This window comes from Chromobacterium sp. CCUG 30098 (assembly GCF_059916605.1).
Genome location: NZ_JAUCGS010000001.1, coordinates 519944 through 540920, shown reverse-complemented (window position 1 = coordinate 540920; position 20977 = coordinate 519944). Strand labels below are relative to the sequence as shown.

The window sequence follows — 20977 nt, the reverse complement described above, 5'->3', positions numbered from 1 at the left end:
ACTGCCTAGTTTTCGCCGTTGCCGGCTTTCAAGTTCGCGGCCAACGCCAAGGGCGACGGCCTTTCCGCTTGCAATTCCCGCCCCATCTCCGCCCAGCCCAGCAGCAGCCCCTGCAATTGCCCGCGCGCCTCGGGACTGACTGTCCCGTCTTTCACGCCCTGGGCCGCCAAATCGCAATATTTAGCGCAGTCCCGAGCCAGCTCGGCTATCACGGCCTGCCAGGCGTCGGCCTGCTTGGACGCCGGCTTCTGTTCGACAGCCGGCGCCTGCGCCGTCATGCCGCCGCCGCGCAGCGCGGCCGCGAACGGGCTCTGCGCCGGCGCGGACGGCGCGCCTGGCTGCGGCTCGGACAGCGTCGCCAAACGGGGGGAATTGGCGGTCGGCTTCGACGAAACATTAAAAGACATTTCAAACGCTCCTGATTTGGCGGCGAGGCCAGAACAACGGTGATGAGGGGCCGCCGGCGCATGCTCGGCGACAGCGTCAAACTACCCCAACGCCGGTAACCGAACTTGCATAAATCGGCCGCGGCCTCGTCCGAGCCGCCCCCTCGTTTTTGAGAGTTTTCCCATTTGTAGCAAGCACTCCCTCACGTAGTATTCCTACATACATCAATTTATGCGAAGGAAATCAAAAACCTCCCTAACAACCCGATGACATAACAACAGGACAAACAAGACCATGTCATTCGCTGAACATTTTTTGCAAGCTGGCCCTCGGCGGCAAAAGTACCATCCACTCTCTCTGTTTTTATGACCGGATAAAGGCTTTGAGCGCCAGTTGACGACACTGGCAATTCCAGGCGACAGCGGGCGGGAAGCGGCGGACACACGCCGCGCGATGCGAATCCGCAGCCGGCCCCAAGAACCAGCGCAAATCACCCAACAGATCCACCGAACAAAAAACACGCCGACATGCCGCGATGCTACGGGGAATAGCACACAAGTCGCAGCATTGGTCGACTCGATCCGCATGGTCCGCCATGCGCTATTGCGCCGTGCGCGCAAGAGGAACTAGAAGATGGCGTTACATAAAGATGGCTTCATGAACAGGCAATTTGTTTTTGGCGACTTCGTCCTTCACTTCGACGGCATGCTGCTGCACCGCGAGCAGCAGATCAGCATTCCGCCCAAGGAACTGGCTGTGCTGACCACCCTGCTGGAAGCGGCGGGAGAGCTGGTCAGCAAGGACGCGCTGCTGGACCGCGTCTGGCCGGACGGCGAAGTCAACGAAGAGTCGCTGACCCGCTGTATCTACGCGCTGCGGCGCATCCTGCTGGAAACCAAGGATTGCCGTTATATCGACACGGTGTACGGCAAGGGCTATCGCTTCAGCCGCCCGGTGGCCATGGTGTCCAAACCCACGCCGCTGGCGGCGCAATGCTCGGTGGCCGTGCTGCCCTTCCGCACCCATCCGCAGCTGGACGCGGTCAGCCTGCACAACGCTCTGGTGCAATGCCTGTCGCGCTACTCGCCGTTCGGCCTGATCGTGCTGCCGGCCACCATCACCCAGAACTGCCGCGACGTCACCGACATCGTGGCGATGATCGATCAGCTGCGCCCGGACTACTACCTGGCCGGCCAGACCCTGCAGCAAGGCGGCGTCTGGAAGCTGCGGGTGGAATTGGTGCGCGCCGCCGGCCATCAGCTGATCCACCATGAAAGCATAGAGCTGAGCCCGGAACAGCCGATCACCGCGCTGCAAACCCGGCTGGCCAGCCTGTTGCCGCAACGCATTCCTGGCCTGCGCTGGAACCAGGGCCAGAACAACGAGCTGGGCTCGCTGGACATGGCCATCACCTATCTGAACGGCCGCCACGAACTGCAGCAGCACACCCCGTCCAGCCTGCGTCGCGCGCTGATGCTGCTGCGCCAGTGCGTCAACGCCGGCCCCAGCCACGCGCTGCCTTACTGCAGCCTGGCCGAGTGCTATCTGACCCTGGCCCAGCTGGGCCTGTTCGACCAGGCCCAGGCGCTGATCCAGGCGCAACAGGCGGTGAACAAGGCGGTGGAACTGGACGCGGCCAACCCGCAGGCGCTGGGACTGCTGGCCTTGCTCAGCAGCATGCGCTCGGAGCAAGCGGTGGCCGAGGCGCTGTTCGAGCAAGCGCGGCTGCTGGCGCCGGATGCCGTCGACATCCATTACTACCACGCCTGGCATTTATTCCTGTCCGGCAAGCTGGCCCAGGCGCAGCAGGCGCTGGACGCCTGCCTGGAACGCGACCCCTCGCGCATCTCCGCCAGCATTCTGAAGCTGTGGCTGACCTATTACGAACACCGCATCGACGACGCGGTGTCGCTGGGCAAGCGCCAGCTCTGCCAATACGGCCAGAACCACCCGGTGCTGCAAAGCGTGCTGGCGCTGCTGCTGGGGCTGCAAGGCCAGCACGCGCAAGCCGACGAGCTGGTGCAGGCGGTGCGCGACTCCGGCGAGGAAGCCGGCCTGCTCGCCCTCAATCACAGCTACGTGGACTACTGCCGTCGCGGCGACGCGGCGCTGCCGGCGTTGCGCGCCTTCCTCGCCAAGGTAGACAGCCGCCAGGTGCGCTCCAGCCTGCTGCCGCTGATCCTGGCCGCGCAGGGCCCGGAGGCCGCGGTCCAGCATTGGCGCCAATTGCAGGCCGAAGGCTATCTGTGGATCAAAGCCTGGCGCCACGATCCGCGACTGAGCGAGCTGGCGGAACACGCTCAGCCCTGCCAGCCGGAGGCGGCGTGATCCGCGTCTGTCTGTTGTCCGCCCTCTTCTTGTGCGCCGGCGCGGCGCGGGCGGACTGCTGGGATCGCGCCGGCCGCATGTTCAATATCGCGCCGGACTTGCTCTACGCCATCGCCCAGCAGGAGTCCGGGCTCAAGCCGGACGCGGTGGGCCGCAACCGCGACGGCAGCCGGGACCTGGGCCTGATGCAGATCAACAGCACCCATCTGCCGCGGCTGCGCCAGCTGGGCGTCACCGAACCGCAGCTGATGGGCGACGCCTGTCTGTCCGTGGTCGTCGGCGCCTCCATCCTGGCCGAGATGATGAAACGTTACGGTTATTCCTGGGAGGCGGTGGGCGCTTACAACGCCGGCACCGCGCCCAGCCGCCGCGCCTTGCGCATGCGTTACGCCGAGCAAGTGTGGCGGCGCTACCAGAAGCTGCGCCAAGCCGCCCCACCCCCAAGCAAGGAGCTCTCATGATTCGCTCGCTTTCTCCCGCCCCGCGCGCGCTGTCCGCGACGCCGCCGCCCACCGCCCCCAAGCCCAGTCCCTCCTCGGCCTGGACCGCCCAGTTGCGCGGCGTCAGCCAGGGCGCTGCGCCCCAGCCCGCGCCGCGCACGGCGCAGCCCGGCCGCTCGGTAGGCCTGCTGCGGCAAGCTTTCCAGCAAGCCGCGCCCCAGGCCCGCGCGGAAACGTCGGCTCGGCCCATGGCCAAACTGCAGCAGCCCGCGCCCCTGGCGGACGTCGGCCCGGCCCGCGCCGACGCCGCGCCGACGCCCAAACGCGACCCGATGGCATTGCTGCGCCAACGCATGACGCCCGAGGCGCTCAAGGGTTTCGAGCAGAAACTGGCGGACACCGCCGGCAAGCGCGCCCCGGCCAAGGCGCCTCAAGCGCCGGCCGCCGTCGTACAAGCCGCGCCGGCCGCGGCAGCCCCGCCAGCAGCCCCGGTCCTGGCCGCCGCGCCGCAGCCGACGCAGCCCGGTCAGATTCCACCGCCGCCTCCGCCTCCCCCACCGCCGCCGCCGCCCGTCAACGCGGCGGCCCCGGCGGCCGGCCCGGCGCGCGTCTGGAACAAGATCGCGGCGGCCAGCGCGGCCGATATCCAGCAACTGCGCGACGAACAAAGCCAAAAACTGCGCAAGGAGCCGGGTTCCAAGCCCTCCGCCGCCTCGCCGGCGGGAGCGGAGCTCATCAACGAATTGAAAGAGCGACAGCAAAAAATGGCGGCGCGGGCCGCCAGCGCTCAGCTGCGGTAATTCCGCAGCTCTCCCGATCCCCCTTTACATGGCGGCCGCCGCTTCCGCGGCACGCCGCCATGCTTTTTCCCTCCTCCCCGAATCTGATTCCCCTCCCGAGATTTCATCGGTTTTCCATCAGGAATCCGTCTCCGCATGTCCGTAAAGTGGATGCCAACATCGCAGAACCTTGCGCACTCACCGACAGACACCATGGCAGCTGAAGACATCACTCTCTCCGCGCCGGCGCCCATCGTGGTCCGCCTGCTCAACAGCCCGCTGCGCGGCTGCGAATTCCTGCTGCAGCCGGGCAAGACCCTGTTCCTGGTCGGCCCCGCCGCCGCCCTGACCGAGGCCGGCCAGTTGCCGGAATTGCCGGCAGACGCCCTGTTCATTCCTCTGGAGCAAGGCGGGGTCAATTTCGAAGTGTTGATCGACCGCGCCGAACCCGACCGGGTGACGCTGCGCGAACTGCGCGACGCCGGCGTGGACGAGCGTCCGGCCGAATTCAACCGCCCGCTGCGCATCGGCGCGCTGGAACTGGCCTTGCGGCCGGAGCACCTGTCCTGGTCGCCGGAAGTGCTGGGCCACGGCCAGGACGCGCCGCCGCCGGAACAAAAACCGGCGCGCCGCCACGCCGCCGCCGCGGTGGCGCTGGCGGTGATCGCCGCGCTATTGCTGGCCGGCGGCGGCTACTGGCTGTGGAACACCCCGCAACGCCAGGCCTCGGAATTGAACGCGCTGCTGGGACGCGACAGCCAGCGCTTCCAGGTGCTGCCCGGCCGCGACGGCGTGTTCTACGTCTCCGCCGCCAATGAGCGCGACAGCGCCTGGGCGCGGCAAGTGCTGGCGCGCGGCGACTACAACCGCCCGGCGCAGGTGCTCAGCCCTCAGCAGGAAAACGAACGCATGGGCCGCTGGCTGGCGGATAACTACCCCCACCTGCCCTATTACCGCTTGCAGCTGGACAACCCTCGCCGGCCGCAGCTGTGGGTCAGCCAACAGCGCGCCGCGCTGGGCGGGCCGGCCAGCCAGGCGCTGTCGCAGCGGCTGGCCGAGCAGATGCCCTACGCCGACGCGGTGGACATCGTGCCGGTGGACGACGCCGCCGCCGCGAGCCAGGCCGAAACCGGCCTGTCGCGCCAGGCGCTGCCCTTCACCCGGAGCGAGCAGCCCAATGGCGTCACCTTCGTGATCCAGGGCGCGCTGGACGATGGCGAGCTGCTACGCGCGCGCCGCTTCGTCGACGACTACTACCGCCAGTGGGGCGGCCGCTACGTGCAATTCGCCATTGAATTGAAGGACGACTGGCTCAAGGGCAAGTCCTTCAAGTACGGCAACCAGGGTTACGTCAAGATGGCGACCGGCCACTGGTACTTCCCCAAACCCCTGTAAATAAAAGGCAAACCACCATGGCAATCGACCTCCCTTCCAAAGACTGGACGCTCAGCGATATGTCCGGCGAATTCGACAAAGGCGTCACGCAACTACAAGCCGACTTGAAAACGGCTCTGGACGACCTGAACAAGAACCCGTCCAACCCCAAGATCCTGGCCGACTACCAGAGCAAATTGTCCGAGTACAACCTGTACCGCAACGCGCAGTCCAACACCGTCAAAGTGTTCAAGGACATCGACGCGGCCATCATCCAGAACTTCCGCTAAACCCCGGCGCCGGCCACGCGCCGGCGCTCCTGGAACCTGCCCATGACCCCCATCGCCGCCCGCTCGCTGGATGCGCTGACCTCCCAGGTCAGCGACATCACCCGCTCCGAGCACAATCTCGTGTCGCTGGACGACCGCCTGATCCAGGCCTTCTCGCAAAACGCCGTCGATATAGGCATGGAGAAGGACGCCATCCTGCAACGGCTGGAACAGCCGGGCCTGTTGAGCAACCCCGCCATGCTGATGGAGCTGCAGCAGCGCACCTCCAATTACAATCTGGAGGTGTCCATGATCAGCACCCTCACCCGCAAGACCGTGGGCGCGGTAGAAAGCCTGCTGCGCTCATGATCCGCCATGGTTTCAAAGCCGTATTGCTGGCCTTGCTGCTGACCGGCTGCCAGCAGAAGGACTTGCTCAAGGGCCTGGATCAGCAGCAGGCCAATGAAGTGATCGCCGTCTTGCAGCGCCACAATATCGAGGCCGACAAGACCGACCGCGGCAAGACCGGCTTCAGCATCGCCGTGGCGCAGCCGGACTTCGCCGCCGCCGTGGATTGGCTGAAGGCCTACAACCTGCCGTCGCGGCCGCGGGTGGAAGTGGCGCAGATGTTCCCGGCGGATTCGCTGGTGTCCTCGCCGCGCGCGGAAAAGGCGCGGCTGTACTCCGCCATCGAGCAGCGGCTGGAGCAGTCGCTGCAAACCATGGACGGCGTGCTGTCCGCGCGCGTGCACGTCAGCTACGACCTGGATTCCGGCGAAGGCGGCCGCGCCGCCAAACCCATCCACCTGTCCGCGCTGGCGGTGTACGACCGCGACGTGGACCCAGAGCAAATGGTCAACGACATCAAGCGTTTCCTGAAGAACAGCTTCACCGACATCGATTACGACAATATCTCGGTGGTGCTGTCGCGGCGCAGCGAGGCGCAGCAGCAGGCGCCCACCGCGCCGGCGGAAGAGCGCGGCTCCGGCCTGAGCTGGCTGATGGCCGGCGTGGCGCTGATCGCCCTCCTGGGCGCGGCGGCGGCCTGGCTGTGGCAGCGCCGCGCGCCCAAACCCGTTGCGCAGCCGCCGGCCGCCGAGCCGCAGGCCGGACATGAGTAGCCGGCACGCGGCCCGCTCGCCGGCGCTGCAAGCGCTGCTGTACGACCCGCTGGCCTATCTGCACCCGCGGCGCTTGGTTCTGCCGCCGGCGCTGACCGCCTCCGCCGCCGCGCGCGCGGCGGCCAATGAGCTGCTGATCTCCGCCTACCGGCTGGACAGCGACTGCGCCGACGCCCAGTTGGACCCGCTGGCGCGGCAATGGCTGCGCCACTGGCGGCGTTTGCCGCAAACCGCCTATTTGCTGGGTTGCCACGCGCTGCGCGCCGGCCTGGGCTGGCAGGCGGGCCTGCTGCGGCTGCCGGACTGGGCGCAGGACTTCGCCGCGGTGGCGCTGCCGCCGGACGCCGCCGCCGCGCAGCGGCCGGCGCTCAGCCACGGCGCGCTGCTGCTGACCGGCTACGGCCGCCTGCAGGCCTGGCGCGAGCGTCTGCCGCGCCCCTTGGCGCAACGCTTGCCGCTGCAGTTCCCGCCGGAGGCCGACGCCGCGCCGCCGCAGCCGCCCGCCGACGCCCTGATTCTGACCTTGGCCCTACAACATGCCCAGAGACATCCCCACATCCCGCCCTCCGACCGCCGCTGAAGGCGTGCTGGTGCGCCGCGGCCAGCTGCGCCGAGCCGAACGCGCCGATCAGCTGGAACGCGAGGCGCGGCAACAGGCGCAGCGCGTGCTGCGCGACGCCGAGCGCCAGGCCGAAGCCCTGCGCCGGCAAGCCTGCCAGGACGGCTATCAGCAAGGCATGCTCGCCGCGCTGGAACACGCGGCCGCCCATCTGGCCGCCGGCCAGGCCATGGCCTGGAACTGGCGCGAGCGGCTGGAGCAAGAGGCCCGCGCCATGCTGAGCGCCGCCGTGGACCATCCGGACACCCTGCTGCTGCTGCTGGACGAATGGCTGCGCGGCCTGGATCAGCCGGACGCCACCCTCTATCTGCAGCTGCCCAAGCGCGCCCGCGCGCTGCAGCCGCAGTTGATGACGCTGCTGACGGAAAACTGGCCCGGCGCCATCCAGATCGACTATCACGCCGACACGCGCTTCATGATGCGCTGCGCGGACCAGGCAGCGGAATTCTCGCCGGAACAATACGTGGAGCCGGCCAGCCGCCAGTTGCTGCAATGCCTGGAGCCCTTGCCTCAGGACTGCCGCCGTTTGTCGGAGCAGGCGCTGCGCGGCTTGATCGCGCAACTGGAACAAGACCTGGCGGCCTTGACCGCCGTAGACAGGAGCCCAGAATGATCCCCTCGCTGACCCCTTCCGCCATCGGCCGCGCCGCCGCTGCCGGCGACGACATCGTCCCGCTGCAGCAACGGCTGCTGGCCGCGGCGCCAAACGCCGACGACGCCGCGCCGCCGACGGACACGCCAAAGACCGACGACGCCAAGCCGGTGGAGCCGCCGCACAAATGGCCGGACTTCCAGTCCGACCCGGTAGCGGTGGCCTTCCTCGCGGCGCTGCACGGGCTGCCGCCGCCGGCGTCCGACTCGCAAGAAGACAAACAGCGCTACGCCGACGCCGTCGGCAAGCTGCTGCGCGACTTCAAAGACCCGGCCACCGGCGAACTGGCCTTCACCACCTTGAAGCAGAAGAACGACATGATCCAGCGCACGCTGGAACAGATCGACGAGAACTCGCCGCTGCACACCGCATTACTGACATCGCTGGTGAGCAATATGGGTATCGGAAGCATGATGACCCAATGGATGCAGGACGCCATCATGTCAGGCGGCGTGCCCAAGGAGATGGAAGACTGGTGATTCACACCGCGTCCCACAAGGCCCGCGCCGCCGCCGCGTGGTAGAAGGCGTCGCCGCTGCGCTGGAACTCGCGATGGCAGGCGTACACCAGCTTGATCACATGCTCGTTGCGCACGTTCAGCACGCGTTGCAGCAATAAGGGCCAGGCCGGCTGCGCGTCCGGCAGTTCCTCCGCCTCCAGCGCCGGCGCGCCGATGGACACATAGGCGACGCAGAAGGTCTGCCACAAAGCCGGGTACCAATCCTCCGCCGGCAAGCCGGGCAGATGCTCCAGCACGTCGCGCAGCGCCAGCGTCGCCGTCACCATGTGCAGCGCGGTGAAGTTGTCGGTCTGCCAGTACACCCGCAGCGCCGCCCGCGCCAGCGCGTCCAGCCAGTCCGGCGTTTGCGGCGCACTGGGCAAGGCGGCGGCGAAGCGCGGATCGGCCAGCACCGCGTCGAAGCGATCGTGTATCCAGTAATCCGGGCTGTTCCAGCCGGCCAGCGCCCGCGACAGCCGCGCCAGCCCGTCCTCCGCCGAATCCGCCGGCGCTTGCGCGTCCAGGCCGGCGGGCAGGCGCAGATAGCCGCTCAGATAATAGGCCAGCCCCGCCGCCGCTTCGCCGGCGTGGCCGGCGCGCAGGGCGAAAGCCAGGCGGATCAGCGGGTGGAAGGCGCCGCCGCCCGGCGAGAACGGCAGGCTGGCCAACACTTGCCGCGCGGTGTCCTCCACCCCGCGCGCCGCCACCCGCTCCTCCATCACCCGGAGCAGCGCCGGGAAGGCGTCCAGCCGCCCCAAGGCCGCGTCCCAGCGGCCCCAGCCGATATCGTATTCCACCGGCTCCGCCGGCTCGGCGCGCTCGCTCTCCCAGAAGTCGAAGAATGCCCGCAGCTGATGCGGCTCCGCTCCCATTTCCGCCAGCGCGGTCAGCGCCATCGGACAATGGTTGGTGGTGTCGCTGTGCATCAGCGAAAACTCATGGTTGGCGTCCAACAAGGCATGCAGTTCAGTGTGACGGCTTGGCGCGTTCATGGCGTCCTCCTTGAAAAATCCATGCGCTTACGATAAAAGTTAAAGTCAACTTTAAGTCAAGCGAGTCCGCGCATGCCCGTCGCCCCCATGGCCAAACCCTCTCCCTGGCTCAGCATAGGCGAGCTGGCGAGCCGTTCCGGCGTCGCCGCCAGCGCCCTGCGCTACTACGAAACCCAGGGCCTGCTGCACAGCGCCCGCTCCGCCGGCGGCCAACGCCGCTACCCGCGCGACGCGCTGCGCCGCGTCGCCTTTATCCGCGCCGCCCAGATCGTCGGCATCAGCCTGGACGACATCCGCGGTTCGCTGGCCGCGCTGCCCAGCCAGCGCACGCCGACCCCGCGCGACTGGGAGGCCTTGTCCGCGGACTGGCTGCCGCGTTTGCAGCAGCGCATAGACGAACTGACCCGGCTGCGCGACCGGCTGGGCAACTGCATAGGCTGCGGCTGCCTGTCTCTGAGCCAGTGCGCGCTGTACAACCCCGGCGACTGCGCGGCCAGCCTGGGCGACGGACCGCGTTACCTGATAGGCGAACCGCCGGCGGAAGCGCCGGGCCAACAACCGGGCTGAACGCCTGTTCTAAAGTCTCGCGTGCAAGAGCGAGACAAGGCGTTGCGACTGAGAACACGTGGTACATGAGCATTTTGAGCTTGGTTTCAACGCCCATTTCTATCCATCCCGCCGACGCGCAGCAGATCGTAAACAGGTTCTGAGCGCTTCCTGAAAGCCGCTGTCACAACGGCGCGGTGTAATAGCGCCCATTTCAACGCCACTGGAGCGCCACCATGCTATTGCCTCTCGGCTTTCCCTCCGTCCGGCCCAACGCCAGCCCCTCGCACGCCCCTGCCCAGGCCCCGGAGACCCCCGTCGCCCAGACCGGCAGCCTCAAGGGCAAGCCGGTGCGCATAGACGACAGCGCCGAAAGCCGCGGCAAAGCCCATGCGGTCTTGAGCGAATGCCTGTCCGACGTGCGTCGTTTCTTCCAGCCGCTGAGCGGCCGGGTCGCCCGCTTCTTCGGCGCGATCCCGGACTGGGTGCGCAAGCTGACAGGCCAGGCCAAGCCGGCTGCGGCCAGCGCGCAGCAAGCGCCCGTGTCTCCTCTCACCGCGTCGTTCGCCGCCAATTTCTGCCGCCTGTGCGACACGTTCCAGGCCAGCCTGGCGGATAAGCGCAATATGGACGGCGCCTTCCGCGTGCCGGCATCGCACGAGAAATTGCAGAACGTGAAACAACAGATGGCGAATGGAGAGATGGCGCCGGACTCGCTCAGCCACATCGAGATTGCCGCGCTCATCAAGGACACCCTGAAACAATTGCCGCTGCCCAGCGATCAAGACCTGCACGCGCTGCACGCCAGCGGCGCAGACGTCACCCGCCTGCACCGCGAGATGTTGTCGCAATTGCCGGAAGGGCCGCTCAAGCAGTGCGGAAGCGCGGCGATGCGCACCCTGGCCTTGAGCCATCGCCATGCCGACGCCGGCACCGGCAGCGCGTTCAGCAAAACCTCCATCGAGGTTTCCGCGCCGCTGTGGCAGATGACCGAGCTCCAACTGGCCAAGACCATGCCCGCGATTGGCGGAGCGCTGCTGCAAGGCTGGCTGGATGAGCCATCCGCCCCGGCGGGCCCGCAAGCCGCGCTGATGCAGGAGTTGCGCGCCAAGCTGAACGCCGGACAGTAAGCACCATGCCGCCGGCCGCCGCGCGCGGCCGGCTTCTCTTCCCTCATCCAAAAAAGAAAAACCATGTCCACGCCTTTCCAACACGCCGTCGCCCAGCTTTGCCAGTCTCTGTCCCTGCAGCCGCCGGAACGGATGGACGACAGTCTGTTCACCTTGCAAGTGGGCGAACACGCGGTGCACCTGAGCGAACAGCCGGCGCGCCAGTTGCTGATGTTCTGCTGCCTGTCGCCGCAACAGGCGCAAACGGACGCGCCGCCGCTGCGGCAGAATCTGTTCAGCGACGATCCGCTCAAACCGGTGATCGGCCAATCCGAGCACAGCCAGGACTGGGTGCTGTGGAACCGCCAACCGCTGGCCGATTGCGACGCCGCCGCGCTGCAGCGGCAGTTGGAGCGCATCAGCGATTGCGCCGAACAGTGCTGCCGCGCGCCGGAACCGGCGGCGTCGACCTTCGCGCCGCAGGCGCTGCGTCAGCGCCACGCCCGGCTGCATTGCTGAGCAGGACAAAACCCGCACGAAAGCGGCCGAGGCCGCCGGCATACCCCAGTACGCCGGTCAAGCCTCGGCCGCGCTCAATCAACGGCAAGCGCCGCCTACAAGTCCACCACCGGGAAATCGATCTCGGTGCCGGCGATCAGATTGGCGTAATTGGTCAGCGTGTTCAGCGCCACCGCGGCGATCACCTCCACCAGCAGGCCGTCGTCGACGCCGGCGGCGCGCGCCGCGGCCAGGTCCTGATCGGACAACACGCCGCGCTGGCTGACGATTTGCGCGGTCAGCCTGGCGATCGCGGCGGTCTGCGCGTCGGCGGCCTGGCCGGCCCGCGCCGCCTGGATGTCGGCCTCGCTCAGGCCAGCGCCCTTGCTCATCAGGCTATGGGCGGACAGGCAGTACTGGCAGGCGTTGGCCTGAGCGGCGGCCAAGGCGATCACTTCGCGCTGGCGCGCGCTGAGCTTGCCCTTGGCCAGGGCTTCGGAGAAGCCCAGATAAGCGTTCAACACCGCCGGAGACTGGGCGAAGGTGGCGAACAGATTGGGCACCTTGCCCAGCTTGGCCTTGACGGCGTCCAGGGTGGCGCTCAGTTCCGGGCTGGCTTGATGGCGGTCTACGGTGGGGATGCGGGGCATGATGGGCTCCTGACTCTCGAGTTGAACGACGATGGGGACTGCACAGAAGTCATCTTGCAATACAATCAGAAGCCTATCGTCTCGAAAACTTTGCAGATCGTATCGAAATGGACCTGTTGACGCCCTTGCTGCAGCAAAGCGCCTTCTCCGCGCGCGTATTCCATCATGGCAATCTATGTCATCTGGCGGACTTCGACCCTGGCGCAATGGCCGGTCATCTGCATCTGCTCAAGGGCGGCCGCCTGCGCTGCACCTTGCGCGACGTCCTGGTGCTGGACACCGACCGCCCCTGCGCCTTGCTGTTTCCCCGCCCCAGCGCCCACATCCTGCTGCCGGAGGGCGAGCGCGGCGCCGACTTGGTCTGCGCCAAGCTGGACCTGGGCTTCCAGACCGGCGGGCCGCTGGCGCTGGCGCTGCCGGAATGCCTGGTGCTGTATCTGGACGATACGCCCAGCCTGCTGCCCACGCTGCGGCTGCTGTTCGACGAGGCCTTCTCCGAACGCTTCGCCCGCCAGGCGGCGCTGGACCGTTTGATGGAGTATTTCCTGATCCAGGCGATACGCGTGGTGATAGACGGCGGCCAGATCCACAGCGGCATCTTCGCCGCCATGTCCGACCCCAAATTGGCGCGCGCCGTCAACGCCATCCACGCGCGGCCGGAGCGCGGCTGGACCGTGGAACTGCTGGCGGAGCAGGCAGGCATGTCGCGCGCGCGTTTCGCCGCCCGCTTCCGGCAACAAGTCGGCCTCGCCCCGCTGGATTATCTGACCGACTGGCGGCTGGCCGTCATCCGTCATCAGCTGCGCCAGGGCCAGCCGATCAAACGCATCGCCGCGCAAGTGGGCTACGCCAGCCCCGCCGCGCTCAGCCGGGTGTTTGCCCAGAGGCTGGGGCTGCCGCCCAGCGATTGGCTGAAGCGGCAAGCGGCCTCCTGAGCGGCCCGCGCGTGGAACTTTGGAATCCGGCGCCCCATCTGACTTCAGACCGCGCGGTCCAAGGGATGCCGCGCTGAATCCATCAAGGGAAACATCATGAACACACCACGCCTCGCCGGCGCCGCTCTGCTCTGCGCCGGCCTATTCAGTCTGCCCGTCCACGCCGCCACGCTGTGCACGCTGCTGGCCGACGCCAAGAGCGGCGACATCCTGCTGCGACAAGGCAGCTGCGAACAACGCTACACCCCGGCCTCCACGTTCAAGATTCCGCTCAGCGTGATGGGCTTCGATTCCGGCTTCCTCAAGAGCGAACACCAGCCGGCCTTGCCCTACCGGGACGGCTATGTGGACTGGGGCGGCGACAACTGGAAACAGCCCACCGATCCGGTGCGCTGGCTGAAGTATTCGGTGGTGTGGTATTCGCAGCAGATCGCCCAGTCGCTGGGCGAGGAGAAGCTAGGACGCTACGCCGACGCCTTCGGCTACGGCAACGCCGACTTCAGCGGCGACCCGGGCAAGCACAATGGACTGGAACGCGCCTGGATCGCCTCCTCGCTGCAGGTGTCGCCGCTGGAGCAACTGGCCTTCCTGCGCAAGCTGGTCAATCTTGAACTGCCGGTGTCCAAACACGCGCAGGAACTGACGATGAAGATCGTGGAAACCAGCGCGGCGGCGGACGGCTGGCAGGCGCACGGCAAGACCGGCATGGCTTATCCGCGCAAGGCGGACGGCGAGTTCGACGAGGAACATCCGTACGGCTGGTACGTGGGCTGGGCCAATAAGGGCGAACGCTCGCTGGTCTTCGTGCGCCTGATTCAGGACGACAAGAAAGAGCCGGGCACCGCCGGCGTGCGCTCGCGCGCGGCCTTCCTGGAGGAATTGCCGGCGCTCGCCGCAGCGCCCGCCCCCGCTCAATCCATCAGCCGCTGATACAGATAGACCAGCACCCGCGCCAGTTCCTGCGCGGTCTGCTCCTGGCCGGCGTTGCCGCTATGGCCGCCGGCCTCGGTTTCCAGCAGCAGCGCGTCGTGGCCCAGCTCCCGCATCCGCGCCACCATCTTGCGCGCATGCGCCGGGTGCACGCGGTCGTCCTTGGCGCTGGTGGTGAACAGGGCCAGCGGATAGGCCAGATCGCCGCGCAGCCGGTGGTAGGGCGAATACGCCTCCAGCGCCGGCCGCTGCGCCGGGTCCTCCGGATCGCCGTATTCGTCTATCCAGCTGGCGCCGGCCAGCAGCTCGGTGTAGCGCAGCATGTCCAGCAGCGGCACTTCGCACACCACCGCGCCGAATAATTCCGGCCGCTGCGTCATGCAGGCGCCCACCAGCAGGCCGCCGTTGCTGCCGCCCTCTATGCCCAGCTTGGCCGGCGCGGTCAGGCCGCGCGCCACCATGTCTTCCGCCACCGCGATGAAGTCGTCGAAGCCCACTTGGCGGTTCACCCCCTGCGCCGCCTGGTGCCAGCCGGGGCCGAACTCGCCGCCGCCGCGGATGCAGGCCAGCGCGAAAGCGCCGCCGCGTTGCAGCCAGTGCGGGCCGAAGTTCTCCACGTAGTAAGGCATCATCGGCACTTCGAAGCCGCCGTAGCCGTACAGCAAGGTGGGTGTGGCGCCGTCCAGCGGCGCGTCGCGGCGGCGCACCACGAAATAGGGAATGCTTTCGCCGTCCGGCGCGCGCGCCTGCCATTGCTCGGCGACGAAGTCGGCCGGATCGAAAGCCTCCGGCTGACGACGCAGGCATTCCTGCTGGCCGCTGGCCACGTCCAGCCGGTACAGGCCGGTGGGGGTCAGAAAATCGCTGAAGCTGTAGCACAGGATGTCGCTGTCCCAGGGCTGGTCGGCGAACTCGATCACCCCGCCGCTGGGCGTGGGCAGCGCGCGCTCGCGCCAGACGCCGTCGATCTTGTCGAAGGCCAGCAGCCGGCTCTTGACCTGGTCCAGCAGATTGACCACCACGCTGGCGCGCGTGGTCTCCACCGACTCCACCGCCAGCCGCGGCTGCGGCGCCACCAGCAATTGCGCGTCTATCCGTCCCTGCCGCAGCGGCTCCAGCGCCACCGCCAGCAAGGCGCCGGCCGGATAGCGGGCCCCGGCGGCGTCCCAGTCCTCGGCCAGCTTGACGATCAGATCGCCGTGCAGATAGGCCTCCAGCTCCGCCTTGGGCGGCAAGGGCAGCGCGTGGGTTTCCAGCGCTTCGTCGATCAGATGATAGGTCTTGCTGTAGAAGCTGTCCGAGCACTCGATCAGGTCCAGCGTCGCGCCGTCGGCGTCGAGGAAACGCCAGGCGGCCACCATCATCGCGTCTTCGCCGGCGGAGAACACCTGGCTCCAGGCATGCCGCCCTTCCTCGCCGCGCTCCACCAGCCACACTTCGCGCGGATAGCCGGAACGGGTCAGCGGCGCGCCCGGCCAGCCGGGGCAGGCCCAGGCGCTGTCCGGATCGCGCCAGGCCACATGGCTCTTGCCTTCCGGAAAACTGAAACCGTCCGGCCGCCACGCGCCGGCGGCCAGATCGTATTCGCGCGCGATGCCGGCGTCGCCGCCGCCCGCGGTCAGGTGCACCATGGCTTGCAGCGGCGCCAGCGTGCAGTGGGACACCCCGTCCAGATACCAGTCCTCGCCGGCCTCATCGGCCAGCGCGTCGATGTCCAGCACGGTCTGCCAGTCCTGCTCGGCGGCGCGGTAGGCCGCCAGCGTGCTGCGGCGGTAAATGCCGCGCGGATGGGCTTCGTCCTGGTGGAAGTTGTACAGCCAGCCCTCATGCTCGGCGCAGAACGGGATCTGGCGGGTATCGCGCAGGTGGGCGAGGATTTCGTCGCGGAGGCCGGCGAAACGCGGGTCGGCGTCCAGCCGCGCCTGGGCGCGCGCGTTCTGCTCGGCCACCCATTCGGCGGCGGCGGGATCGTCCAGGTTTTCCAGCCAGGCGTGGGGATCGAGGGCGTTATAGTCGGACATCGGCGTCATCACAATTGCGGATCAATGGCCGCGAGGTTAGCACCCCGCGCCGCCAACGCCAAATGCGCCATGCCCGCTGCGCCCGAAGTTCAGACCGCGCTGATCTCCACCCCCTCCCCCCGCAGCTGGCGACAGGCGTGCTCGGGGTCCAGCAACGCTTCCCCCAGATAGACGCCGGCGGGCGGCGCGTCCGCCCCCAATAAATGCTCGATCTGCAAAACGGCGCCCAAGGCCGTCAGATGCGCTTGTCCCAAAGGGTCCGCCAGTTGCACGGTTTTTCCGCACGGCCTGCCGGCGGCGTCCTTGCCCTCGACGGCAATGCGGATGCGGTGAGCCGCGCCCGGCCCGGGGTTGTAGAGCAGCGCCTGCCGCGCGCTGTTGAACATCGGCCGCGACAGCAGCCGCCATACGCCGCTGCGCACCAGCACATGCAGCAAGGCGGTGGCTTTGCCGTCGTCGAAGCCGATGCGCGCATCCACCTGCGCGGCGCCGACGATGGCGGGCAGATTCGCTTGATCCGGGGTATCGAAACGGTAAACCCGATGGCGTCCGCCGACGCCGAAGTCCGCGACGCGGCCATCGAGAAAACCGCCGCGCTTGACCCACTTCCCCCCTTCCATGGTGTGGAACGGTTCGGACAGGCGGTCCATGTATGCGGTCGAATTCGGCCCCGCCTGATCCGCCATCGCGAACAGGATGTCGATGCCGACGCGCTCGACCTCGGCGACGGCCCTCGCCGCGTCGCGCGCCGCCAGGCTGGCCGCGCCGGCCATCCAGGCCGATGACAAGACCACCGGCGCGCGGGGAGGCCCGTAAGCGGCCGTCGTCAGCAAGGCCTGCTTCAGCCGCTCCGTCCAGCGGGTAACGTCAAGGTAGGCGTGACCTTGGGCCAGGGCCAGGCGCAACAGCCGGTCATGCGCATCGTTGACCAAGCCCACGATGAGCGCGCCCTTGAGAGCCTCCGGCAGCGCCGGCGCGTCCACGTCCATCGCCATCGCCTCGGCGCCATATCGCTGCGCCACCGCCCGAGCCGCGTCTAGACGACGGCCGGCGATGACGAGCTTGAGATCCGGCCTGCGCCGCGCCAGCAAGGACGCCACTTGCGCGCCCACCACGCCGCTGCCGCCGACAAGAACAACGCTGGAAGAAGTCATGCGCCACCTCAGTTTTGGTCAATTGACCAATATTAAAACATGAACTTGGTCGTTTGAACAATTAAACTGGCGCTTCAGCCATGCCGGACGATCACGAAGGAGGAAAGATGTCGGCCAAAGGAGAGGAAAGACGGGAAGCGATTCTGCGCGCGGCGATGCGGGTGCTGACCCGCGACGGCGGGCAGGGCTTCCGCATGCGCGCCATCGCGGCGGAAGCCGGGGTGGGCATCAGCCATGTCCAGTACTACTTCAAGAATATCGACGCGGTGATGGAAGGCGTCATGGTTCGTTACCTGGAAGACTGGGATGAACTGATGCTGGACGCGCCCGCCAGCCTGGCCGGCGCGCTGGACTTTGTGCTGGCGACCCAGCTTCAACACGGCGGCTGCGCCTTGCTCTGGGAGCTGTGGGCGCTGTCCAGCCGCAACGAGGCCGCCGATGCGGCGCTCAAGACCTTCTACGCCGGCTATACCGACCGGGTTTGCGCGCTGCTGCGCCGCGAGGCTCAGACGGACGCGCCCGACAGTGTCGTCAGGGAGCGCGCGGCGCTCATCGTCGCCTTGATCGAAGGCCTCTCCATCCTGCGCGGCAACGGCCGGGAGCAAACGCTGGCGCCGCAAGCCCAGCGCCATGCCGTAGACGCCGCGCTGGCCTTGGCGGCCTTGCCGCTGCCGCCTGCCAAGGCCTAATCCGCGCTCCGCGCGGCGGCCTTGAAACGGGCGATCACCGCCGGCGCGGTGCCGCGGTTGAAGGCGGCGTACAGCGCGCTGTCCAGCTGCGCCAGCTTCATGCCGCGTCGCACCAGCGACGCGTCCAGCCCCAGGGACTTGAGCTTGCTGCGCATGCCTATCTCGGTGGCGGGCAGCAGATCGCAGCGGCCGGACACCAGCTTTTTGACGTTGATGCTGGAGTCCGAGGTCGGGTCCAGTCTTGGAAAACCTTCTTCCTTCAAGTACTCCTGCCGGTAATCCCCCAGCACCACGCACACCGAATAGCGCTTGGCCGCCGCCAGCGTCGGCGCCTGGATGTCGCGTCGCGACGCCAGCTGATAAAAATACACGTCGGAATCCAGCAGCTTGACGGCGAAGTCCAGATGTTTGAGCCGCTCCCGGGTCTTGGCGATGGGAAAGATCGCCGCGCCCGGCCGGGTCTTGGCCTCCTCGTAGGCGCGCGCCCACGGCACCGTTTCAATCCGCGACGGCGGCAGGCCGAGCTTGCCCAGGATCGCCAGAACCGGCGCCACCGCCAGCCCGCCGCTGATCCGGCCGTCCGGCCCCAGTTCCACATAGGGCGGATCGCCGCTGCTGAACAAGCGCACTTCGTCCAGAGCCCCCGCCGGGGCCCCGCCGCAGGCCAGCGCGGCGCAGCAGGCGCCCAGCCATTGTTTCATTCCGCCTCCCTTTTCCACGCCGCAGCTGCTTATTTATAGCCGCCGGGCCTCGGTTCAGTCGGACAGCACCCGTTGCAGCGTCTCCACCAGCCGGTCCAGGTCCTCGCGTCTCACCTGCCAATGGGTGACGATGCGCATCAGGCCGCCTTCGGGCGGATTGGCCTTGACCCCGGCCTGGCGCAGCGCGGCCATCAGTTCGGCCACGTCGATGTCGGCGGTGAAACGGAACCACACCATATTGATGTGCACGTCCTCCAGCCTCACCTCGACGCAGGGCAGCGCCGCCAGCCGCTCGGCCAGGTAGCGGGCGTTGGCGTGGTCGTCCTTGAGCCGGTCCACCATCTCGTTCAGCGCCACGATGCCGGGCGCGGCGATCACCCCGGCCTGGCGCATGCCGCCGCCCAGCAGCTTGCGGTTGCGGCGCGCGCGGGCGATGAAATCGGCGCTGCCGGCCAGAATGGAGCCTACCGGCGCGGCCAGGCCCTTGGACAGACAGAACATCACCGTGTCGGCGTATTGGGCAATCTCGCTCGCTGCGCAGCCCAGGTGGGCAGCGGCGTTGAAGATGCGCGCGCCGTCCAGGTGCACCGGCACCTGGTGGCGACGCGCCACTTCCGCGCTGGCGGCCATCGCCGCCAAGGGAATCACGCGGCCGTTGCAGTGCGCGTTTTCCAGACAGATCAAGCCGGTGCGCGGCCAGTGGATGTCCTCGCCGACGCGGATGCGCTGCTCTATCGCCTCCGGCGCCATCACCCCGTCCACGCCGGCGACGGCGCGCAACTGCACGCCGCCTATCACCGCCGCGCCGCCGGTTTCGTGCCAGACGATGTGGCAGCTCTCTTCCAGAATCACCTCGTCGCCGCGCTGGCAGTGGGTGAAGATGGCCAGTTGGTTGCCGAAATTGCCGGTGGGCACGAACAGCGCCGCCTCCTTGCCCAGCTTCTCCGCGGCCAGCTGTTCCAGCGCTTGCACCGTGGGATCGTCGCCGTAGACGTCGTCGCCCACCTCGGCGTTGAACATCGCCTCGCGCATCGCCGGCGTCGGCTGGGTCACGGTATCGCTGCGCACATCAATCCATTGCATGGTCAACTCCTTCTCTTAAGGGGAAATCTCGGGGTCTTGCCGCGGCAAGGTCAGATAGGCGGCCAAGGCCGCCGCGACGCAGCGCGTCAGTTCCACCTCGTCCGGCGCGTCTTCCAACGCCAAGCCGTGAATCAGGCTGTCCGCCATCCGCAGCAGGCGCGGCGCGCGCTCGGCGGGCAGCCCGCGGGCGGCCAGCCACTCGGCCACGCAGTCCAGCAGCGCCGCGTCCAAGGGATTGTCCGCCGGCGGCGGGTCGAACTGCGGCCACTCCCATTCCAATACCCGATGCAGCCCGGGCGCGGCCAGATGCAGACGCAGGCAGGCGGACACCAGGCTCTCCAGCTGCGCCGGCCACGGCAGGCCGGCGCTCAGCCGCAAGGCCTCCCGCACCGTGGCCAGGGTTTCCTCGCCGTGGCGGCGGTGCAAGGCCGCCACCAGCGCCTGCTTGTTGGGGAAGTACTGGTACAAGGAGCCGATGCCGACGCCGGCCAGCTCCGCCGCCTTGTTGGTGCTCAGCCCGGCGTAGCCGTCGCGCTCCAGAATGCGAGCCGCCGCCTCCAGAATGGCGGCCACCACATGGCGGGAGCGGGCTTGGCTGGGCTGTTTGCGGGCTTGCGGAATCATGGGCATGCGGCGGTCCGTAAGGGAGGAAGGCTTGCGCCGCGGTCATGGGGCCGACAGCAAAAAGACGGCGGCAAACGCTTAGCAAAACACGAGTTTTACCCGCTGACAAGGGCGGATACATTGAAAGCGTCGCCCATCCTCAATGAAAGCGGAACCATGAGCCAAAGCTACGCCTTCTTCGCGCTGCTGCGCGTCCACCCCAACTGGCTGCGCCTGAGCCGGCCGGAACGCCGCCGGTTCGAAGCGGAAACCCTGAAGCCGATCTACGCGCGCTATCCGGCGGTGCGCATGCGCTGGTTCGACGCCGAGGCCTTCACCGCCCGTTGCAGCGATATCGCGCTGTTCGAAACCGAATCGATCAAGGATTTCTATTATCTGATCGACGCGCTGCGCGACAGCCCGCTCCTCACCGAGCCCTATTTCGAATTCGTCGACATCCTGCCGGCGGTGGAGGACGGTTTCCGCGACTACGACGCGCAGTTGTCCGCAGGCGGATCATAGGCCGCTTAGCCTGCCGGCCAATACAAACGGCGACCTTGCGGTCGCCGTGTCGCTGCTGCGGGAGGCCGGGTTATGC

Annotated in this window: 25 protein-coding genes; 17 read left to right on the top strand and 8 right to left on the bottom strand. The window is 67.7% G+C overall.

Going from position 1 to position 20977, the window contains the following annotated elements; translation table 11 throughout:
* Positions 1-5 precede the first annotated feature (5 nt).
* Positions 6-407: a hypothetical protein gene (locus QUG03_RS02615; RefSeq protein ID WP_500819283.1), complete on the bottom strand. Its 402-nt coding sequence runs from the start codon at positions 405-407 to the stop codon at positions 6-8.
* Between the two features lie 613 nt (positions 408-1020).
* Between QUG03_RS02615 and QUG03_RS02610 the strand changes: the two genes are divergently transcribed.
* From QUG03_RS02610 to QUG03_RS02565, 10 genes are all read left to right on the top strand, one after another.
* Complete coding sequence (locus QUG03_RS02610) at positions 1021-2715, top strand: HilA/EilA family virulence transcriptional regulator (protein WP_227105410.1); 1695 nt, start codon at positions 1021-1023, stop codon at positions 2713-2715.
* A complete protein-coding gene (gene iagB, locus QUG03_RS02605) occupies positions 2712-3176 on the top strand; it encodes a type III secretion system invasion protein IagB (RefSeq protein ID WP_304502823.1) in 465 nt (154 codons plus the stop codon). Before QUG03_RS02610 ends, iagB begins: the two co-directional genes overlap by 4 nt.
* Entirely contained in the window at positions 3173-3955 is a 783-nt protein-coding gene (locus tag QUG03_RS02600; RefSeq protein WP_500819282.1) for a hypothetical protein, read from the top strand. Before iagB ends, QUG03_RS02600 begins: the two co-directional genes overlap by 4 nt.
* Before the next feature lie 192 nt (positions 3956-4147).
* The gene (locus QUG03_RS02595) at positions 4148-5329 is read left to right on the top strand and encodes a PrgH/EprH family type III secretion inner membrane ring protein (protein WP_107800843.1); all 1182 of its coding nucleotides are present in this window, start codon (positions 4148-4150) and stop codon (positions 5327-5329) included.
* Between the two features lie 17 nt (positions 5330-5346).
* Positions 5347-5598, top strand: coding sequence for a type III secretion system needle complex protein (locus QUG03_RS02590; protein WP_500819281.1), 252 nt, complete (start codon positions 5347-5349; stop codon positions 5596-5598).
* A gap of 42 nt (positions 5599-5640) precedes the next feature.
* The gene (sctI, locus tag QUG03_RS02585; RefSeq protein WP_500819280.1) at positions 5641-5946 is read left to right on the top strand and encodes a type III secretion system inner rod subunit SctI; all 306 of its coding nucleotides are present in this window, start codon (positions 5641-5643) and stop codon (positions 5944-5946) included.
* Positions 5943-6698 (top strand): EscJ/YscJ/HrcJ family type III secretion inner membrane ring protein, encoded by a 756-nt coding sequence (locus QUG03_RS02580; protein WP_500819279.1) that lies wholly within the window; start codon positions 5943-5945, stop codon positions 6696-6698. Before sctI ends, QUG03_RS02580 begins: the two co-directional genes overlap by 4 nt.
* Entirely contained in the window at positions 6691-7278 is a 588-nt protein-coding gene (locus tag QUG03_RS02575; RefSeq protein WP_500819278.1) for a type III secretion apparatus protein OrgA/MxiK, read from the top strand. Before QUG03_RS02580 ends, QUG03_RS02575 begins: the two co-directional genes overlap by 8 nt.
* The gene (locus QUG03_RS02570; RefSeq protein WP_146176733.1) at positions 7235-7930 is read left to right on the top strand and encodes an oxygen-regulated invasion protein OrgB; all 696 of its coding nucleotides are present in this window, start codon (positions 7235-7237) and stop codon (positions 7928-7930) included. The genes QUG03_RS02575 and QUG03_RS02570 overlap by 44 nt, the downstream gene beginning before the upstream one ends.
* Positions 7927-8448 carry a hypothetical protein gene (locus tag QUG03_RS02565; protein ID WP_107800848.1) on the top strand — a complete coding sequence of 174 codons (522 nt, stop codon included), beginning with the start codon at positions 7927-7929 and terminating at the stop codon, positions 8446-8448. Before QUG03_RS02570 ends, QUG03_RS02565 begins: the two co-directional genes overlap by 4 nt.
* Before the next feature lies 1 nt (position 8449).
* Here QUG03_RS02565 and QUG03_RS02560 read toward each other — a convergent pair whose 3' ends face one another.
* On the bottom strand, positions 8450-9460 hold the full coding sequence (locus QUG03_RS02560) for a questin oxidase family protein (protein WP_253315162.1): 1011 nt from the start codon (positions 9458-9460) through the stop codon (positions 8450-8452).
* A 72-nt stretch (positions 9461-9532) separates the two neighbouring features.
* Between QUG03_RS02560 and soxR the strand changes: the two genes are divergently transcribed.
* The 3 genes from soxR to QUG03_RS02545 all read left to right on the top strand — a co-directional run bounded on the left by soxR (position 9533) and on the right by QUG03_RS02545 (position 11634).
* Positions 9533-10027 (top strand): redox-sensitive transcriptional activator SoxR, encoded by a 495-nt coding sequence (gene soxR / locus QUG03_RS02555; protein WP_227105420.1) that lies wholly within the window; start codon positions 9533-9535, stop codon positions 10025-10027.
* 215 nt (positions 10028-10242) lie between these two features.
* Positions 10243-11136: a hypothetical protein gene (locus tag QUG03_RS02550; RefSeq protein WP_500819277.1), complete on the top strand. Its 894-nt coding sequence runs from the start codon at positions 10243-10245 to the stop codon at positions 11134-11136.
* Positions 11137-11199: 63 nt separating this feature from the next.
* Positions 11200-11634 carry a CesT family type III secretion system chaperone gene (locus QUG03_RS02545; RefSeq protein WP_227105424.1) on the top strand — a complete coding sequence of 145 codons (435 nt, stop codon included), beginning with the start codon at positions 11200-11202 and terminating at the stop codon, positions 11632-11634.
* 95 nt (positions 11635-11729) lie between these two features.
* Here QUG03_RS02545 and QUG03_RS02540 read toward each other — a convergent pair whose 3' ends face one another.
* Positions 11730-12263 carry a carboxymuconolactone decarboxylase family protein gene (locus QUG03_RS02540; protein ID WP_500819276.1) on the bottom strand — a complete coding sequence of 178 codons (534 nt, stop codon included), beginning with the start codon at positions 12261-12263 and terminating at the stop codon, positions 11730-11732.
* A 107-nt stretch (positions 12264-12370) separates the two neighbouring features.
* Between QUG03_RS02540 and QUG03_RS02535 the strand changes: the two genes are divergently transcribed.
* Together QUG03_RS02535 and blaOXA are read left to right on the top strand one after the other, a co-directional pair.
* Positions 12371-13198, top strand: coding sequence for a helix-turn-helix domain-containing protein (locus tag QUG03_RS02535; RefSeq protein WP_500819275.1), 828 nt, complete (start codon positions 12371-12373; stop codon positions 13196-13198).
* Positions 13199-13294: 96 nt separating this feature from the next.
* Positions 13295-14128: a class D beta-lactamase gene (gene blaOXA / locus QUG03_RS02530; protein ID WP_500819274.1), complete on the top strand. Its 834-nt coding sequence runs from the start codon at positions 13295-13297 to the stop codon at positions 14126-14128.
* Here the strand turns inward: blaOXA and QUG03_RS02525 are convergent.
* Together QUG03_RS02525 and QUG03_RS02520 are read right to left on the bottom strand one after the other, a co-directional pair.
* Positions 14110-16149: a prolyl oligopeptidase family serine peptidase gene (locus QUG03_RS02525; RefSeq protein ID WP_500819273.1), complete on the bottom strand. Its 2040-nt coding sequence runs from the start codon at positions 16147-16149 to the stop codon at positions 14110-14112. The two genes, blaOXA and QUG03_RS02525, sit on opposite strands and share 19 nt — an antisense overlap.
* Positions 16150-16238: 89 nt before the next feature.
* A complete protein-coding gene (locus QUG03_RS02520) occupies positions 16239-17303 on the bottom strand; it encodes a saccharopine dehydrogenase NADP-binding domain-containing protein (RefSeq protein ID WP_500819272.1) in 1065 nt (354 codons plus the stop codon).
* A gap of 107 nt (positions 17304-17410) precedes the next feature.
* Between QUG03_RS02520 and QUG03_RS02515 the strand changes: the two genes are divergently transcribed.
* Positions 17411-17992 (top strand): TetR/AcrR family transcriptional regulator, encoded by a 582-nt coding sequence (locus tag QUG03_RS02515; protein WP_474454834.1) that lies wholly within the window; start codon positions 17411-17413, stop codon positions 17990-17992.
* Here the strand turns inward: QUG03_RS02515 and QUG03_RS02510 are convergent.
* The 3 genes from QUG03_RS02510 to QUG03_RS02500 are packed head-to-tail and all read right to left on the bottom strand — an operon-like array spanning position 17989 to position 20406.
* Positions 17989-18693, bottom strand: a complete 705-nt coding sequence (locus tag QUG03_RS02510) for a substrate-binding periplasmic protein (protein WP_227105436.1) — start codon at positions 18691-18693, stop codon at positions 17989-17991. The two genes, QUG03_RS02515 and QUG03_RS02510, sit on opposite strands and share 4 nt — an antisense overlap.
* Before the next feature lie 54 nt (positions 18694-18747).
* A complete protein-coding gene (gene ltaE, locus QUG03_RS02505) occupies positions 18748-19776 on the bottom strand; it encodes a low-specificity L-threonine aldolase (protein ID WP_500819271.1) in 1029 nt (342 codons plus the stop codon).
* A 15-nt stretch (positions 19777-19791) separates the two neighbouring features.
* Positions 19792-20406, bottom strand: a complete 615-nt coding sequence (locus QUG03_RS02500) for a TetR/AcrR family transcriptional regulator (protein WP_253315169.1) — start codon at positions 20404-20406, stop codon at positions 19792-19794.
* Between the two features lie 150 nt (positions 20407-20556).
* On the opposite strand from QUG03_RS02500, the gene QUG03_RS02495 reads away from it, so the two are divergent.
* Positions 20557-20901 (top strand): darcynin family protein, encoded by a 345-nt coding sequence (locus tag QUG03_RS02495; RefSeq protein ID WP_253315170.1) that lies wholly within the window; start codon positions 20557-20559, stop codon positions 20899-20901.
* Positions 20902-20977: the final 76 nt, after the last annotated feature.